This is a genomic window from Gimesia sp., from assembly GCF_048260065.1.
GTDB lineage: Bacteria > Planctomycetota > Planctomycetia > Planctomycetales > Planctomycetaceae > Gimesia.
In genome coordinates, this window is sequence record NZ_JBLXHC010000002.1 from 693,348 (window position 1) to 709,068 (window position 15,721).

Consider the following 15,721-nt stretch of genomic DNA (forward strand, 5'->3'; position numbering starts at 1 on the left):
GCAGGATGCCTGTCTGATTCATCTCTCTCCGAAGGGAGTGTATTGTGTTACAGAACAGTCACGATTATTCAAACAGTTCCCGTCGCCACTTTCTGGCGCAAAGTGCCTTTGGTATTTCTTCTCTGGCTCTGGCGACATTGTTGAAAGACGATGATCTGCTGGCGGCACCCGAAAAGCCGGCCCTGGAGGAAAAGACATACGATCTGAAACCGAAAAAGACGAGTCACCCGGCGCGGGCGAAATCAATGATTTCGATTTTCTGTGGCGGCGGTCCGAGCCATCTGGATCTGTTTGACAGAAAGCCGATGCTGGATGAATATGCGGGCAAACGGTTTCCTGGTGACGGTATTAAATATGACAACGCCGGTCAGGCGACTTCGATCATCATGCCGGCCCCGGATACTTTTGAGAAGTGTGGCGAATCGGGGATGGAAATCAACACCGCCCTGCTGCCTCATTTCGGCGAAATTGTCGATGATGTGACTCTGATTCGATCCATGCAGTTACCCAACATTCGGAATCATGTGGCCGGGATGCGGGCGATGACCACCGGTCGCGGGCGTGAAGGCTGGCCTTCACTGGGGAGCTGGGTGACTTATGGTCTCGGTGCAGAGACTCAGAACCTGCCGGCGTTTGTCGCAATTACGATTCCCCGCAATCCCGTTGGTTCTCCCTACTGGGACAGCCGCCAGTTGCCTTCGATTTATCAGGGAACCGTGGTCAGTAAATCGGAACCGCGAATCGCGAATCTGAACCCGATTTCACAGCTAAGGGGAAAGCCACAGAGTAATCAGCTGGATCTGTTAAAAGAGTTGAACCAGATTCATCTGGAGCGGCATCCCGGTGAAGACGATCTGGCAGCCCGGATTGCCAGCTATGAACTGGCGGCCCGCATGCAGACGGCGGCCACCGAAGCGCTGGACCTGACCAGAGAGTCGGAAGCAACTCACAAGATGTATGGAGCCGATGATCCGGTGACCAAAGAATTCGCAGATGCCTGTATGCTGGCACGACGGTTTGTCGAACGCGGCGTGCGTTTTGTGCAGATCTGGAATTACGCCTGGGACATGCACGAGAACATTTTTGCGGCACTGGAATCCCGATGTCGCACCTGCGATAAACCATGTGCTGCCCTGGTGACTGACCTGAAACAGCGTGGTTTACTCGATTCCACGATGGTACAATGGGGAGGCGAAATGGGACGTTTGCCCGTCGTACAGGACCGCGGAGCCGGTAAAAAACCAGGCCGCGACCACAATACCGAGGGCTTCAGTATCTGGATGGCCGGAGGCGGTATCAAAGAGGGGCACATTCATGGTGCCACGGATGATTTTGGTCACCGGGCTGTCCAGGATGTTGTCACACAGCATGATTTTCATGCGACACTGCTGCATCAGTTCGGACTGAAGGCGGACGAGTTACATTTCGATCATAATGCACAACCAGTGGCTCTGGTGGAAGCCGGTCAGGGTAAAGTCGCTGAAGGAATCTTAAAATAGACTCACAAGGGAGCAACGATGTCGAGAATGCACTGTCTGATCATGATGTGGGTGTTGTCGATGTTTCTTTCGTTCTCTGCGGCTACAGCTGAGGAACTGGTGGTCTCTGCAGATTTTCCGGGAGGCTCCGCCGAGGTGGTGGAAGTTGATCAGACACAGCGAACGATCGTGGTTCGTCCGGCCGGTGATCCTCAGTTTGGCTGGCCCTGCTGGTGGTATTTTCAGGTAACAGGAGTGACACCTGGGGAAGAACTCACGGTAACTGTCGATGCCAGTCAGCTCAAGCAGGCAAATGGTCAGAAGCTGTCCTCTTTATGGGCGCTGCCCGCGCGGGCGGCATTCAGTACCGATCAGCGGCGCTGGTCACAGACTGCAGCGGGGAAAAAGCAGGGAGAGACCTGCACGTGGAAAGTGAAACCGGATGCGAAAGTGGCCTGGTTTGCCTGGGGGCCTCCCTTTGTTCCCTCTGATGCAGAAGCGCTGGTCAAAACGCTGGATCAGAAGCATACGCATGTGACGGCTTTTGAATTGTGTAAGACCCGCGCTGGTCGGAGTGTGCCGGCCCTGGTTGTCAGCCGGAAGGAAGATGATCGGGAGGACCGGATGGTGATCTGGGTTCAGGCACGCCAGCATGCATGGGAATCGGGAGGGAGCTGGGTAGGACGTGGATTCATTGAATGGGCCGTCGGCGATGATCCCCTGGCTGTGGCATTAAGAGAGAAAGCCGACATTTATTTTGTCCCCATTATGGACGTCGATAATGTAGCAACCGGGAATGGGGGGAAGAATCAGGTTCCTCACGATCATAACCGGGACTGGTCCGAGATGCCCCGCTGGAACGCGGTGCAGGCAGTGATGAAATCACTGAAACAGTTCGACCAGCAGAACCGGCTGGTGATGTTTGTGGATCTGCATAATCCGGGAGCGAATTCAAAACAGCCTTTCTTTTATATTGCGCCGCCGGAACTGAATACGAAGCGTCGTAAAGCGCTGCAGGATACCTTTATCACTGTCTGCCGTGAGGAAATGCGCGAGCCATTGAAACTGGATCAGAGTACCCCTTCGACCGGTCCCAAGTATGACAAACGCTGGAAAGAGATCTCCAGTAACTGGGTGCGGAGTGCGACGCGCGAGCATGTGGTCGGCATTACGCTGGAAACCTGCTGGAATACGCCTCACAGCAACCCGCAGGGATATATGACAGTGGGACAACAGCTGGGCCGGGGAATCGCCCGGTATCTAAAAGAAGATCCGCGCATGTCCCCTGCTCCACAATGATTCTCCTGCTGATTCCCATTTTATTTCTATGAAGAATCAGTAAATAAAGCCGGTCAAAATGAGACAGTGGTTTGTCAGTGATCGTCTGATGTTTCCGCAGACTCTATCTATGCAGGTCCTGCAGCGAATTTTTCCCGAAGTGGCTGCCGCGGGACGGGCCAGGTGATGTGACAGCGGTTGGATTGAATCCATGGGGAATGCCCTGTTACTTTCAGCATCATCGAATTTCATTTTGATAATTGCTGAAGTACGGGAGAGAGCCATGCCGCGATATCTTTTGACTGCTGTGACCTGTTGTGTTTCCCTGGTTCTGCTGACGGATATTTCAGCAGCATCGTCCGTCGAATATCTGCAACAGAGCAATGATCAGCCCGGTCCGGTTGTTGCTGTGGTGGGGATCTCTGCTGATGTGGGAGATGCCGGTGTGCGGGCAGCGCAGCAGATCGCGCACTGGAAGATTACCCGGGGCTCACTGGTCGTAATATTGGACGCGAATGACACGCCCGGGCTGCTTCAGAAACAAACGAAGCGACTGAGAACGCAGAGCCAGCGGGGGGAGAGTGTCGCGCAGGTGCTGCAGCAGGTCAAACCAGACTGGGTGATCGAGCTAACCGAGTCGTTTGATGCGCACTCCCTGATTGATGAGGCGCAGGGGGCACAGGTTCTCGGTGCTGGTGATGCAAACAGAATACCACGACTTCTGTCTGCGATGACGGCAGCGGCTCAAAAAGCGGGAACCAGTGCTGAGCCCCGCTGGGAATCCCGGCTGGTCGGGGATCAGGCAGCCGATGTGCCTGCGAGGCTCGTGGTCGTCACGTCGGCTAAGGATCCAGGGGAGCGGCGGGAATGGTATCGTACCCGGCAGCAGCGGGCGGCGGTGCATGCGTTGCTGACTGAGTTGCAGATGCGTCCTGTTGATGGTTCGCTGGACGAAATGATGCCCGTGGAACGTGAGGAGGGGCGGATTCGGGTGGCCATTTACCAGGGGCCGGGAGCGGTGAGCAGCAGCGGACATGATCCGGCGTGGATCCAACGGACACTGGAAGCGATACCCGATTTTCAGACCGCACTGATGGGCCCTGCCGAGATCCAGTCTGGTGGGCTTTCCCGGTTTGATGTGCTGCTGGTGGGAGGCGGTCTTTCGAATCGTCAGTCGAAGGGGCTGGGCCCGGAAGGCCGTGCAGCGATTGTCCGGTTTGTGGAATCGGGCGGAGGCTATGTCGGGATCTGTGCGGGAATGTTTCTGGCCAGTTCAGACAGCGATTCACGACTGCAACTGTTGCCCATCGCAGTGGCAGGGTCATCTGGGGTTGGTAAAGTCGATCTGGATTTTGAGGCGCGCGATGAAATCCGGGTCAGCGGACTGCATCCGGCCAAGTTTTCTGGAGGCCCGGTCAAAGTGCGCAAACAGAATGAAGCTGATGAGAGCGTCAAGATCCTGGCCTGGTTCCGTTCGGAGCCCAAAGACAAGAAGACGAGCAGCACCCTGACGGACACGCCGGCGATTGTATCGGGCCGGCATGGTCAGGGGCGCGTTTTTCTATTCAGTCCGCATTGCGAGCGTTATCCCGGACCGCGGGCGGCGTTTCACAACGCACTCCGCTGGGCTGCGGGGACGGACATCAGTAACTAGACTGTGTCCAGTTTTACTGTAGCGTCTCCAGGTCGATTTGGACCGAGTATATTAGGTTGATAGACGCTATGGTTAAATGTGATGCGCTCTAAGCGGTTTCGTCCAGTTTTTCGAAGACGGCTTTCATCAGCAGAGGAAGTACGACGGTTGCATCGGCGTAGACTTCTGCGAAGAGGCCGCCATCCTGTGGTGAAACGAATTTACCCCAGCTGACCCCTTCCGAATAGGTGCAGCCTGACAGACCTCCCCAGTGAACCGGTTCGGGACAGATACGAATGCCGTATTTGAAACGGGGTTCTTTCCACTCGGTCCCCAGTCGGAAGTTGGCGATTTCGTAGTAGGGAGCGACCTGTTGTGCCCAGTTACGGGGAACGCCGCCACCGACGGTGAAGATGCCCAGTGTCACCGCGTCCCGCATCAGCCCGGCATATTCCTGCAGGTCGATGAACGGGTTGAAGCTGGGGAGCGCCGTCAAGATTTCGCCCTGATCGAGTTCCTCTGCAGATTTACCGGACTGTGCAATATGCTCGGACATGGCCCAGGTGGCGACGTCGAGACCAATTTCACTGTCGGTAAATGCGGGGATGAAGACGGGCACGTTCTGTTCGTAGGCACTGCGGAGAATGCCGCGACCTTCGTCGATTTCGGAAAGTCGCTTCCCGAGTGCGCGGCACAGACGGGCGGATGACCAGACGCCGTCTTCCGGTTTGGATTCCCTGAGCACGGAACGGACCAGCCGCTCGACGTTATTCAGATTGGATTCCATTTCCAGCGTATCGTAGATACGGTTGTAGCCTTTTTTGTAGAGTGTTTCGTCTGAGTCGTTGGGATTGTACTGGTAGTGAACCAGGCCGATCGATTCTGTCAGACCGTGGGCAATCAGCGCCCCGGTGGCAACAACAGCATGAACCAGGCCGCGATCAATCATGTCGCAGATAATACTCCCCTGCTTGGCGACCGTCATGGCTCCGGAAAGCGTCAGGACGACTTTGCAGTTGGAATCTTTCGACATTTCCAGCAGGATGTCATAGGCGACGCCCAGCTTTCTGCCTGAAAAGGCGGTTTCAGACATTGCCTGTAACAACTCGGCGAAGGAGTTGACACTGGAGAGGTCCAGGCTTTTCAAGGGTTTTAATCCGTCGCCTCGACCGTCGTGGAACTCTCGTTCTCCACTCATGTTCTACTTTCCCTGATAGATCTCAAATAGCGGACGTACCTTCCCTGTCATAACGCATGGCAAGTGCGCTCATCGACTGTAAAAGCCTTCTGAGCACACTTACCTGAATGCGGTAGTTATGACAAGAATTCAACAACAGATTTAATCTACCACGTCACGAACAAGAACTGTAGGCAGTTCTGATGGTTTCCGGGTAGAGTTTGGAAATGTTGAGAACTTATAAAGCGACGACCTGATCAGCTTCGCAAGTATAGCTGGCCGCTTCCTGTAAGGCAGGTTTCCCATTGGGAATGGGGAAGCGGGGCATCTCCAGAATGCTGACATCACCGAGGTCGATCTCTTCCCGAATATAACGTAATACGTCATTGGGGTCGGTATCGCCACAAGTGAAGACGTCCAGAGCGATTAAGCCGAGGTCTGCATAGCAGTGAGCCGAGCAGTGGCTTTCATCAAGGAGGCACATAGCGGTGAAGCCCGGTGCTGAATTATGACCGAAGTGATATCTAACCTGTGAAATCACAGTTGCACCAGCGCGGGTAGCACCACGCGCCATGGCTTCAAGAACCAGTTGGTCGTTTAGACAAATGTCCCGCGAGACATTACGACAATCAATGAGAAGATGTCTTCCTTTATGCAACTCATAAACCCTCCACTAGAGGTGCCTGAAAAAAATGGCATCCGATTTTTACTGAAACTGTTCGAGACGATTTCGAATCGTAATGCCTATATCGGTACGCTTTTTTAAAAGTTCGAGATTATTATGTTATTGCCGAATAAAATACAAGAAATAAATTCGCGATTTTGCGCGGAATTTACAAAAAGTGAAAAACAGTTTCCCGGACCTGAGTCTGAGGCGGCAACTACTGGCAGGCTTTTGGGTTCTGCAGGAGGCGCACGTCCCTGATTTTGAGCTGATTCAGGGGTTCGGAACCGCCTGAAGATGCGCAGGGACTACCCGGCAAAATGTCGTGGCCAGAGGACTGCCTTCCCCCACAGGACCAGAAGCCAGAACATTGATAAGTGGTTAATGCAGGCCCTGTTAAGAAACTGCCCCGCAGCTGAGAAGTCAGTGCGGGGCAGTTTTCAGGTCGTTTTGTCTGGGGTTAGGATCTGTTTTAGAACTCGCCGATGACGTTTCCGTCATTGATCGTTCCCAGATGTCGGAAGGTATCGTAGTTCATGTTTTCACTCAGAAATCGGACCGCGCCATCCCCAAGCAGGAAGTGAGCTCCCCCTTCATGCTTGCTGGAGAAGTTGGCGATATGGTTGGTCGTGTTGGGCGGGTGGTGCATCTGCATCATCCCCCCCTGCCCGACGTGTCCCAGGATGAGTGAGGCAGGTCCTTCGGTCATGGAGGCCATGGACATACCTGCGGGGCGGGTCACATTGGGAACCGCGGCGTACCAGGTTGTGTCGGCCTGGATGACTGAGGCAGCTCCGACGAACTGGTGCTGATGTGACCGCTCGCCGACGACGATGGTGTTCGAGGGGCCATCGGTGATATCGCGGATTTTGATATTGCTGTTCCGATACAGTATCCCTTTGTCTGTTGGGCTTCCTGGCTTGTCGGTCAAGCTGCCGTAGCCATAGATTCCCGCGTAATTGGCGGAAGAGAGGCTATAGTTATTCGAACCGTCCGTGACGGTAAAGACTCCCTGATTTGTATCGCTGGGACAGCGGAAAATGGGGATCGCAGACGTGGCCAGACCGATATTCGGGCTGACGGTACAATCCAGATTGAGGTTGAGCTGGTTGTATAATGGTGCCTGGTCCAGGAAGGGAAGCAGCATGACTCCCCAGGCGAAACCGGTACCGGTCTCCGTGGTGCTGTCCAGACCACTGGTGACATTTCGGGCGATATAACCTGGCGGAAAGGACTGGTGTGAATCGTGGTAGTTATGGAGGGCGACTCCGATTTGTTTCAGGCTGTTTTTGCAGGTTGATCGTCTGGCTGCTTCGCGGGCCTGCTGGACAGCGGGGAGCAGAAGCGCAATCAGGATCGCGATGATGGCAATCACAACCAGAAGTTCGATCAGGGTAAAGCCTTGAGGCGTGCGTCGATAGAGGGACGTTTTTCGTTTCATTTCAGTTTACCTGTTTCATTTTATGAGGCGGTGGCCGCGCATTGCAGGCGACACCGGTGTAAGGAAGGAGACAGAATGCAGGTACGTCGATCCAGGATTGAGGAAAATCGACCTTGAATCTGCAAACATCAAAGAGGCATGGGAGACGCTCAGACGCGCGGCGGAGGGGGATTCGGTGAGAATGCCAGCTTAACAGGCGGTACATCAAACAGCGTCAAAAAAGACTGTGTGTCAGTTGAATTCAACAGGCTTGGGCCAGAATGCAGGTTCCGGGGGAAAGCGATCGCTAACGCATGATCGGATGCATCGCCGCATCCGCAGGCGCGAGACAGTTGCAGGAGAGGCGACTCCTTCCGGTCTTTGAGTGGCTTTTTCTTTTTTACGCCACAGCAGCTTCTCGATTTCTGCCTGCGGGAGGTGCAACAGGAACCTGCTTCCCGGGAGTCACTGGTCGTGATTTTGTTGATGCAGCAGCAGTCGTTGCTGGATTTGAGCTGCTCGGCACAATGACAGCCTTTTCCCGGCTGGAGAGCGGGCAGCATTCCCGTGCTGGTGATCACATACAACAGGCAGAGCATAGTCATGCAGGCAGTGCGACGGAACCTGTCGAACCGTCTGCTCAGCTGGATGCCAGTCTGTCGGGAGGTGTGGTGGGAAGACACGGGGAACACTCAATTCAGTAAGTATCTGGTTTAATTCTGTTTAGAGAGCATCCGTGCCTGCATCTATTGTTTTCGATTTGGGGATCAAATAAAAGCATCGAATTCGGTTTTTTGGATAATCCTGCTAATTTAGTCCGAGGCCAGTTTCTTTATTTTGAGGAGTTGTTCTGGCTTTTCTGCAGCGTATTTTCTCTGATGAAGGTGACAACCTGTTCTGGTTCCGGATGCGTAAAGTGGTGCCCTTTTGATTTTTCGGTCCCTGTTTTGACCGAAATGATTTTGAAATTATTCTTGCGATACTGCTCAGGTACCCGGCTGAACATCAAGCGTGTATTTTCGGCAGGGGGAACGACCTGATCATTTTCTGAAATGATGTGCAGAACCGGGATTCCCGCTTCGGCGATGACCTGGATACGGTCCACCGGATTCAGCTGATAGTCGAGGGCTTCCGCTTCCGTCATGCCGTATGCTTTCAGACAGGCCTGCCAGCGCGCTTCCGAGCCGGGACTGGCTCCTTTACCGCCGGGCCAGCTTTTGAAATCGCAGACCGGAGTATCCGCGTAAATACAACTGACCTTATCGGGATTCGCCAGCGCCCAGTTATAAATGAACAGTCCGCCACGACTCACCCCTTCCAGAGCGACCTTTTTCTGAAAGCCGTGTTGTTTCGTCAGCACATCATAGAATTTGTTTCCGTATGCAATAGCCTGTGGGGAGCCAAACAGGTCGGCGACATCGAGATAGGCGATGTGAAAACCCTGTTTGAGCAGTTCGACATCCATTTCATAGTGGAAGTCAGGAAACCGGGCGCGCCAGACCCAGGGTTTGCCGGGAGCGACCTTCTGCGGGATAACCACGTAACATTTGCGGTCCTCGATCTGAAAGTGGTTTCGCTGAAAGCCATGCCAGGTATCCTGTCTGCCTGACCACTCAGATTTCCCTGCAGGATTTGTGGAGGCAGATACTTCAAAAGCAGGGTGACATAAATGCAGTCCGATAAAGGAGATGAAAAAAATACGAAAAAAAGAAAACCGGGAGATCATATGCTGATTCTTTCGTCGCCTGAGGACAGATTTTGGGGAAGAATGCTTTAGCCGCTAAATAACAGGATGTTAGGTGTGACAGGATGCTGATCCCGTTCCGGTCCGTCGATTCTTGTTACAAACGGGTTGTGCTGATTTTAACAACTTTGAGAGCGGGTGCCTATTGTGTGCCCGGTGCCAGATATAAACGACTCCAGCGTATCGTGAATTCTGACATATAGTTTAAGCACTCAATATCAAATCTGAAAATGTTCTGAAGATCAGAAAACGGATTGTGAATCTGTTCCTGCAATCGCGGAATGAATTCTTCAGAGGCAACAATTTGTTAAAGACGGATTCAGTTATGTCACTTATTCCTGCAACACATACGACAGAAACATTGACCAGACGGTTCTCGGACCCGGTCATTAATTCTGTGATCGATGTTTTCAAATATTTTGTCGGTACGACAGCCGAGCTGGAAAAGATTGTCGATGTCGATGAAGCACCACGCTTTGAAAGAAGCTCTGCGATTGAAGTCAATGGTCCCGGCAAAGGGATCGTGGTGGTGAATGTTCCCCGCCAGCTGGTTTCCCAGGCAGTCTCTCTGCTGATTGATGAGGAACTGGCTACCGATGAACAGGTTCTGACCGATTTTGCCTGTGAATTATCAAATATGATCGCTGGTCAGGCTAAAAAAGCGGTTGATCACATGGGATTCCAACTCGGCCACCCGATTGAGATTGAAACCGAACAGATTGATACACTCTACCCGCCGGAAGCGGGGTCCCGCTGCGGAGTTTTCCAGACGGGGATCGGCCCGATTGCCGTTTATTTTGGCTTCGTGGGACAATTGGGAGAGATCATTGATTTTGAACACGAAATGACAGACAGAAAACGTGTGATTGTCATTGATCAGGACGAAATGAATCGTGCCCTGTTTAAAGGGTTGTTACACGAGCGATATCATGTGGAAACGGCAGCTTCGATTGAAGAGGCGTTTATTGATGCCGCTTTAAATTCTCCCGATCTGATTTTGCTCGATCTGGATGGAGCTGATGGAAATCATGCAGAGTCCGTCAAATATATCAGAGAGTCTCCTCTGACCCGCGGTGTGGAAGTGCTGGTGATGACCTCGAACCGATCTACTACGTCAATTATTCAGGCGTTTAACCATGGAGCCAGCGACTATATTCTGAAGTCTGACTTCACAAAGCAGATTCTGGTTGGCAAAATTGAACGGGCTTTCGGAAGAATCCCGGTTGTCAAAGAAGTCGTTTCCGCTATAAATTGAACGAAATCACTTCGGTGACGCTCTTAACAGCCCTGGTTTGATGACTGGGGCTTTTTTTATTCCTGTTTCCCTGAAGGAGTTTGCGTTGAATCTGGAAGGCAAGGTCGCCGTCATCACGGGGGCAGCGGTACGAATCGGCCGCGCGATGGCGCTGGCGTTAGCAGAAGCAGGAGTTGATCTCTGCATTCATTATCACCATTCAAATGAAGCAGCGGAAGAGACCTGTGAAGAAGTAAAAACACGAGGACGAAATGCGATCAGTGTTTCCGCAGATCTGTCTGACCCTGTGTCAGCAGCTGCTGCGATCTTCGAAGCGGCGGTAGCCCGGTTCGGCAAAGTCGACATTCTGATCAACAGTGCCTCCGTTTTCGAAAATAAGGGACTGGCTGATTCAACCGAGTCAGACTGGGATTCGCATCTGGATATTAATCTGAAAGCACCTTTTTTTCTCTGCCAGCGGTTTGCGGAACAGTTCCAACCGGGACAGACCGGTCAGATTGTGAATATTGTCGACTGGCGGGCGCAACGTGCCGGCAAAGGACATCTGGCCTACCGGATTTCCAAAGCCGGGCTGGTCACACTCACGGAATGCCTGGCTCTGGAGCTGGCACCTGCGATCCAGGTCAATGCTATCGCACCGGGAGCGATTCTTCCTCCCCCCGGTGAAGATCAGTCGTATCTGGATCAGCGGGCGCAGAAGGTGCCTTTGCAACGCGCAGGAAACACCGCTGAAATCTGCAGTGCCCTGCTCTACCTGTTGCGGTCTGATTTTGTGACAGGCGAAGTCCTGACCGTCGCCGGCGGAGAACAGCTCACAGGCGGTCTCGGATAGTTTCACTCTGGTGAAATCAGATCAGGAAGAATGTGCCTTAAGAACGGCCTGTTTCAGAATCTGCATGGTGTTCTGCTGTCGTTGCTGAATAGACTGCATCACTTCCTTCAGCTTCTCATCCGCCTGGGCTTGATTGTTGTAAATCTGAATGACGCGTTCGGCAATCTGCCGTTGATTGACCTCGTCAATTTCAAAAGTCCAGTCTTTCAAGCCGATATCGTACCACATTTGACCTTTGATCGTATCGGTGGGCTGGCGGACATAGAGTCCGGGAGTACCGAATGCACAGGCGATGATCGGCGAATGGCATTCCATACTCACGACAGCTGTCGCATCGCGATACAGTGAGCCAGCTTCATCGGGCAGCCAGTATTCGTCGTGGGCCACGACTTTGGATTTCACATCCGCGGGCAGCGGATCGATGACCAGTGGATGAATGATTTCTGTCTGGTAGGTCATTTCAGGGCAGACGACGGCTTTCTGACCGCTGGTTCGGACCCATTCAATAATGGCAGCCCGGAGTTTGGCATGATCCTGTTCCTGGTACTGCAGATTCACCGCATCTACTTCTGCGATTTTTTCTTTGGTCCAGCGGTTGGATTTATGGATTTTGTAGTATGGTGTATAGCGTAAACGCGGGACGGCACACAGATAACTGCCTGGTTCCAGCTGATGTTTCTGCTGAAAAGCGGTCGCTTTCGCGTCATCGGTCAGGTCTATCGCAAAGGTCGCATCGGGGGCAAAATCCTGATATGCCGAGGTGACTTTGGCTTCTTTGAGATTTTTGAGAGAATGCGTCTCGCGGGTAAAGATGAAATCGGCCCCCGAGAGGAGTTCATGCAGTTCGGGATTGATTTCAGAGACGGTGACGCCGTAAATGCCATACGGTTTACCGGTCTGTTTTTTCCAGAATGCCAGTTCCCGGCGTGAAACCACACTGGGACCTGAGCCGTGCACAAAGAAATCGGCCTGATCGAACGCCTGCTCTAACTCTTTGGAGTCCAGTTTCCCGTTGCGGCCCAGACGGCCTTTGACGATTTTCAGTTTGGGGAAACGTTTCTGCAGCATCGGTTCCACGCCACGATCGACGCTGTTCGGCCAGAGAATGATTTCAAATTCGGGAGCATACACTTCCAGAAGTTTTAAAATACCAGGGGAATGTCCGATATCGCCGATATTAACGGTTTGCCAGCCTGATCTGAGTAAAATCACCGGTGGCTTGGAGGGGGCTGCGAACGTGGAATCGATCTGCAACTGGCTGGCGGCTGCGACGCCTAAGGAATGGATCAGTGTCTGTTTCAGCCATTCACGTCTTGATACGGGAGATTGGTTCATTTCCTGCTCATTCTATTTTGTAACCTCGCTGGCGAGGCAGTTGCTGTGAATCAATATGTTCCTGTCAGAAGTCAGGAATTCTTCGCTGTGCAATCGGATGCATTATGACTATAGTGATTCTGACATTGTAGTCGGTCTTCAACATAAGTCTGCCCTATTTTCAATGACACTTAGTAAAATGCCTGATCAAATTCATATTTCCGACTTACTGTTACGTACAATCATCGGCATCAACGATGAAGAGCGCGAAAAAAAACAGGATGTGCTCATCAACATCAATATGCAGGTCGACCTGAAAGCGGCGGGACAGTCTGATGATATCAACGATGCCGTGAATTATCGAACGATCACAAAAGAGATCATTGATCTGGTTGAGAACTCACATTTTCAATTGGTGGAAAAAATGGCAGAGGAAGTGGCGCGGATTTGTCTGCGGGATCTCCAAGTTCAGTCAGTGCAGGTGCAAATCGAAAAGCCGGGTGCACTGCGTTTTGCCCGTTCGGTGGGTGTGACGGTTGTCAGAACACGTGAGGATGTTTCAGGGGGCTGAAATGAATCAGGTGTATCTGGCATTAGGCAGCAATATTCGCCCGGAACTCCATCTTCCCGAGGCGGTCAGGCTGCTGGCAGGCTGTGGAAAAATCATCCGCAAGTCTTCAGTCTGGCAGAGTCAGCCGGTAGGAGATGAACATCAGGCCGATTTTTTAAATGCGGCTGTGCTATTGGAAACCGACTGTGATGCGCAACGAATCTGGGATGAAGTCATCCCGGGAATTGAGGCCCGACTGCTGCGTGTGCGCGACCCGCTGAATAAAAACGGACCACGTACCATTGATGTTGACCTGGTGCTCTTTAATGCAGCACAGTTACAGATTGCCCATCGGATCGTTCCCGATCCGGATATCGACAGTCGAATTTTTCTGGCGGTGCCTCTGGCGGAACTGGATCCGGGATATTGTGTGCCGGGACTGGGACGCTCTCTTTCAGAGATTGCAGCAGAACTTCAGGCGAACAGTGAGTCTGTCTTCTTTCGACGGGATGATGTGCTGCTTTAATCTTCCAGCGGGATTAGTGCATCGCCGGGCAGACAGGCCATTTTAAAGAACAGGCCCTGTTCTTCGCATTGAGATTTATAGGCTGCCGGCATTTTCTGTTCGGTTTCATCGTCCCATTCGAGAATATAGGTCCGTTCCGAAACCTTCTTTCCCCGCACTTCGACGACCATTCCTGTCCAGCCTTCGCAGCAGATTTCCGGAAATTCCGGGACACAGATCCCTTCTTTCACCTGGATGTTTGAGCCTGCCTTGATCGTTGACGATGCCTTTTTACCCATAATTTATTTCTGCCAAAACATATCTTGTTTTATTGATTTCATGTAACCAGCTGGCACGACTGCAGACAGTGTATCGCTAAAGCAACATGAATTTCAATTGAAGTGACTTCATATCAGTCTCTCAGACACAAGAAATTAACAAATATCAGGAAATTCAGTAAGAAAAACGGTGTTTTTTTTCTACAGGACTTTATTGGACTCTGCTGCATTATGGGGACCTGTTGATATTTTTCAACACCAGAAGTTTTCCGGAAAATTGTAAGAAAAAGACCTGCAGGTGGGAAATTCTGAGCTATTGTTTTATTGGACAATTCCAGCCCCTCTTGAAAGCGTCCTCCCGGCACACTGCACGACAGCAGATTAAGAAAACGATGACCATGGAGGGAACTGATTTACCTTTTCAAGAGAACAAAAATGTTTAAGCGGCATTGCCGAGTGGCATCAAATCAGAAACGGAAAGCAGCACGATCCGGTCTCACCCTGGTGGAACTGGCATTTGTGACTCCCGTATTTCTGGTGTTTGTGTATGCCATTTTTGAATTTGCCTATGCTTACATGGTTTCCAATATTATCCAGGAAGCGACACAGGAAGGCGCTAAGCTGGGGCGTTGTGAGGAAGTAACGACAGCGCAGGTGCAAACCAAAGTCAAAACCCTGCTGAATACCGTCTTCGATGCCGAACTGGCTGACATCATGGTCAAAGATGCCAGTATGTTTGATACCCCGGGAGTGGATGTCTCTCAAATTAATTTCAGTAACTTACCTGATCTCGAATTATCCAACGCGAAAAAAGCCCAGTTATTTGTGGTCCGTGTTGAAGTGCCATACAAAGATGTTCGATTACTGAGTACGTTTTTTGTAGATCCGGCCAAGGCAGCAGCAGCAGCCGCTAAAGAAGCAAGCATGGTTTTATCCGGACATTCCGTCAGACGTCACGAGTAATCAGTCAGAGATCAATTTTACTTAATTCGGCAGGCAACCGCCTGCAGGAGCATTTTAATGCAACTTAGCCGAAAACAGAGAATCCAGTCAGTTATCTCAGAGCAGAACCGCCGCGGTGTCGCAGCGGTTGAATTTGCATTAATTGCGCCTGTCTTTCTGGCGTTGATTCTGGGAATGGTGGCAGTTCGCAAAGCGGTTCACACAACGACTGTGATGGATGCTGCCCTTGCCCAGGCAGGTCGTCTGGCTTCCATGGATGCCGGATTAAAACTGCCCGCTGGCAAGACACTGAATGACAAAATCATTTTGGATGTTCGTAATTTTCTGCGTGCCTCGGGAATTCCGAATGATGAAAACAATCTGGTAATCACAATTACCCATGCGGATGATGAAAACGGGGTTCCATTAGATCCCATGCCTAATCCTCCCAGCTCGGGATCAGAATTTGATTTGAGTGATTCCGACAATCGAAACCGGTTATTTCGAATTGGAATTGAGATTCCTGAAGGCGCTATGAATTCCACATTGTCAGACATTATGAACCTGGAAGGTTCGATGGCCAAACCAATGGCTGGTGATCCTGTCTGGGATCTGATTTTAAATAATGGTACGACTAAGATCGTCAACTAG

The 15,721-nt window shown here is 51.8% G+C and carries 16 protein-coding genes; 9 read left to right on the forward strand and 7 right to left on the reverse strand.

What is annotated here, in order from left to right; genetic code table 11:
- Positions 1-44 precede the first annotated feature (44 nt).
- The 3 genes from ACN0YN_RS05785 (at position 45) to ACN0YN_RS05795 (ending at position 4,410) form a co-directional block, all read left to right on the forward strand.
- The gene (locus ACN0YN_RS05785; protein ID WP_417384042.1) at positions 45-1,499 is read left to right on the forward strand and encodes a DUF1501 domain-containing protein; all 1,455 of its coding nucleotides are present in this window, start codon (positions 45-47) and stop codon (positions 1,497-1,499) included.
- A gap of 18 nt (positions 1,500-1,517) precedes the next feature.
- Positions 1,518-2,777, forward strand: a complete 1,260-nt coding sequence (locus ACN0YN_RS05790) for a M14-type cytosolic carboxypeptidase (protein ID WP_417384043.1) — start codon at positions 1,518-1,520, stop codon at positions 2,775-2,777.
- Between the two features lie 262 nt (positions 2,778-3,039).
- Positions 3,040-4,410: a BPL-N domain-containing protein gene (locus ACN0YN_RS05795; protein ID WP_417384044.1), complete on the forward strand. Its 1,371-nt coding sequence runs from the start codon at positions 3,040-3,042 to the stop codon at positions 4,408-4,410.
- 88 nt (positions 4,411-4,498) lie between these two features.
- On the opposite strand, the gene ACN0YN_RS05800 is transcribed toward ACN0YN_RS05795, so the two are convergent.
- The 5 genes from ACN0YN_RS05800 to ACN0YN_RS05820 form a co-directional block, all read right to left on the reverse strand.
- Entirely contained in the window at positions 4,499-5,587 is a 1,089-nt protein-coding gene (locus tag ACN0YN_RS05800; RefSeq protein WP_417384045.1) for a deoxyhypusine synthase family protein, read from the reverse strand.
- A 217-nt stretch (positions 5,588-5,804) separates the two neighbouring features.
- Entirely contained in the window at positions 5,805-6,224 is a 420-nt protein-coding gene (gene speD, locus ACN0YN_RS05805; RefSeq protein ID WP_417384046.1) for an adenosylmethionine decarboxylase, read from the reverse strand.
- Between the two features lie 478 nt (positions 6,225-6,702).
- Positions 6,703-7,671 carry a DUF1559 domain-containing protein gene (locus tag ACN0YN_RS05810; RefSeq protein ID WP_417384047.1) on the reverse strand — a complete coding sequence of 323 codons (969 nt, stop codon included), beginning with the start codon at positions 7,669-7,671 and terminating at the stop codon, positions 6,703-6,705.
- Positions 7,672-7,820: 149 nt separating this feature from the next.
- Positions 7,821-8,255 carry a hypothetical protein gene (locus tag ACN0YN_RS05815; protein WP_417384048.1) on the reverse strand — a complete coding sequence of 145 codons (435 nt, stop codon included), beginning with the start codon at positions 8,253-8,255 and terminating at the stop codon, positions 7,821-7,823.
- Between the two features lie 227 nt (positions 8,256-8,482).
- Positions 8,483-9,376: an alpha/beta fold hydrolase gene (locus ACN0YN_RS05820; protein ID WP_417384049.1), complete on the reverse strand. Its 894-nt coding sequence runs from the start codon at positions 9,374-9,376 to the stop codon at positions 8,483-8,485.
- A gap of 343 nt (positions 9,377-9,719) precedes the next feature.
- Here ACN0YN_RS05820 and ACN0YN_RS05825 point away from each other — a divergent pair, with 343 nt between their 5' ends.
- Both ACN0YN_RS05825 and ACN0YN_RS05830 read left to right on the forward strand, forming a co-directional pair.
- Positions 9,720-10,649 (forward strand): response regulator, encoded by a 930-nt coding sequence (locus ACN0YN_RS05825; RefSeq protein ID WP_417384050.1) that lies wholly within the window; start codon positions 9,720-9,722, stop codon positions 10,647-10,649.
- Positions 10,650-10,689: 40 nt separating this feature from the next.
- Positions 10,690-11,481: an SDR family oxidoreductase gene (locus ACN0YN_RS05830; protein ID WP_417384051.1), complete on the forward strand. Its 792-nt coding sequence runs from the start codon at positions 10,690-10,692 to the stop codon at positions 11,479-11,481.
- A gap of 21 nt (positions 11,482-11,502) precedes the next feature.
- Here ACN0YN_RS05830 and ACN0YN_RS05835 read toward each other — a convergent pair whose 3' ends face one another.
- Entirely contained in the window at positions 11,503-12,816 is a 1,314-nt protein-coding gene (locus tag ACN0YN_RS05835) for a polysaccharide pyruvyl transferase family protein (protein WP_417384052.1), read from the reverse strand.
- 178 nt (positions 12,817-12,994) lie between these two features.
- Between ACN0YN_RS05835 and folB the strand changes: the two genes are divergently transcribed.
- Complete coding sequence (folB, locus tag ACN0YN_RS05840) at positions 12,995-13,366, forward strand: dihydroneopterin aldolase (protein WP_417384053.1); 372 nt, start codon at positions 12,995-12,997, stop codon at positions 13,364-13,366.
- A gap of 1 nt (position 13,367) precedes the next feature.
- Entirely contained in the window at positions 13,368-13,871 is a 504-nt protein-coding gene (gene folK, locus ACN0YN_RS05845; RefSeq protein WP_417384054.1) for a 2-amino-4-hydroxy-6-hydroxymethyldihydropteridine diphosphokinase, read from the forward strand.
- Here folK and ACN0YN_RS05850 read toward each other — a convergent pair.
- Positions 13,868-14,149 (reverse strand): hypothetical protein, encoded by a 282-nt coding sequence (locus tag ACN0YN_RS05850; protein ID WP_417384055.1) that lies wholly within the window; start codon positions 14,147-14,149, stop codon positions 13,868-13,870. The two genes, folK and ACN0YN_RS05850, sit on opposite strands and share 4 nt — an antisense overlap.
- Positions 14,150-14,563: 414 nt before the next feature.
- Between ACN0YN_RS05850 and ACN0YN_RS05855 the strand changes: the two genes are divergently transcribed.
- Positions 14,564-15,091, forward strand: a complete 528-nt coding sequence (locus tag ACN0YN_RS05855; RefSeq protein WP_417384056.1) for a TadE/TadG family type IV pilus assembly protein — start codon at positions 14,564-14,566, stop codon at positions 15,089-15,091.
- Positions 15,092-15,148: 57 nt separating this feature from the next.
- The gene (locus ACN0YN_RS05860) at positions 15,149-15,721 is read left to right on the forward strand and encodes a TadE/TadG family type IV pilus assembly protein (protein WP_417384057.1); all 573 of its coding nucleotides are present in this window, start codon (positions 15,149-15,151) and stop codon (positions 15,719-15,721) included.

Bases quoted from the DNA above. Each gene is read 5' to 3' on its own strand.
- ACN0YN_RS05790 (WP_417384043.1), top strand. From the start codon at position 1,518: ATGTCGAGAATGCACTGTCTGATCATGATGTGGGTGTTGTCGATGTTT.
- ACN0YN_RS05860 (WP_417384057.1), top strand. From the start codon at position 15,149: ATGCAACTTAGCCGAAAACAGAGAATCCAGTCAGTTATCTCAGAGCAG.
- ACN0YN_RS05820 (WP_417384049.1), bottom strand. From the start codon at position 9,376: ATGATCTCCCGGTTTTCTTTTTTTCGTATTTTTTTCATCTCCTTTATC.
- folB (WP_417384053.1), top strand. From the start codon at position 12,995: ATGCCTGATCAAATTCATATTTCCGACTTACTGTTACGTACAATCATC.
- ACN0YN_RS05810 (WP_417384047.1), bottom strand. From the start codon at position 7,671: ATGAAACGAAAAACGTCCCTCTATCGACGCACGCCTCAAGGCTTTACC.
- ACN0YN_RS05830 (WP_417384051.1), top strand. From the start codon at position 10,690: ATGACTGGGGCTTTTTTTATTCCTGTTTCCCTGAAGGAGTTTGCGTTG.
- ACN0YN_RS05825 (WP_417384050.1), top strand. From the start codon at position 9,720: ATGTCACTTATTCCTGCAACACATACGACAGAAACATTGACCAGACGG.
- ACN0YN_RS05855 (WP_417384056.1), top strand. From the start codon at position 14,564: ATGTTTAAGCGGCATTGCCGAGTGGCATCAAATCAGAAACGGAAAGCA.
- ACN0YN_RS05850 (WP_417384055.1), bottom strand. From the start codon at position 14,149: ATGGGTAAAAAGGCATCGTCAACGATCAAGGCAGGCTCAAACATCCAG.
- ACN0YN_RS05800 (WP_417384045.1), bottom strand. From the start codon at position 5,587: ATGAGTGGAGAACGAGAGTTCCACGACGGTCGAGGCGACGGATTAAAA.
- folK (WP_417384054.1), top strand. From the start codon at position 13,368: ATGAATCAGGTGTATCTGGCATTAGGCAGCAATATTCGCCCGGAACTC.
- ACN0YN_RS05795 (WP_417384044.1), top strand. From the start codon at position 3,040: ATGCCGCGATATCTTTTGACTGCTGTGACCTGTTGTGTTTCCCTGGTT.
- ACN0YN_RS05815 (WP_417384048.1), bottom strand. From the start codon at position 8,255: ATGACTATGCTCTGCCTGTTGTATGTGATCACCAGCACGGGAATGCTG.
- ACN0YN_RS05835 (WP_417384052.1), bottom strand. From the start codon at position 12,816: ATGAACCAATCTCCCGTATCAAGACGTGAATGGCTGAAACAGACACTG.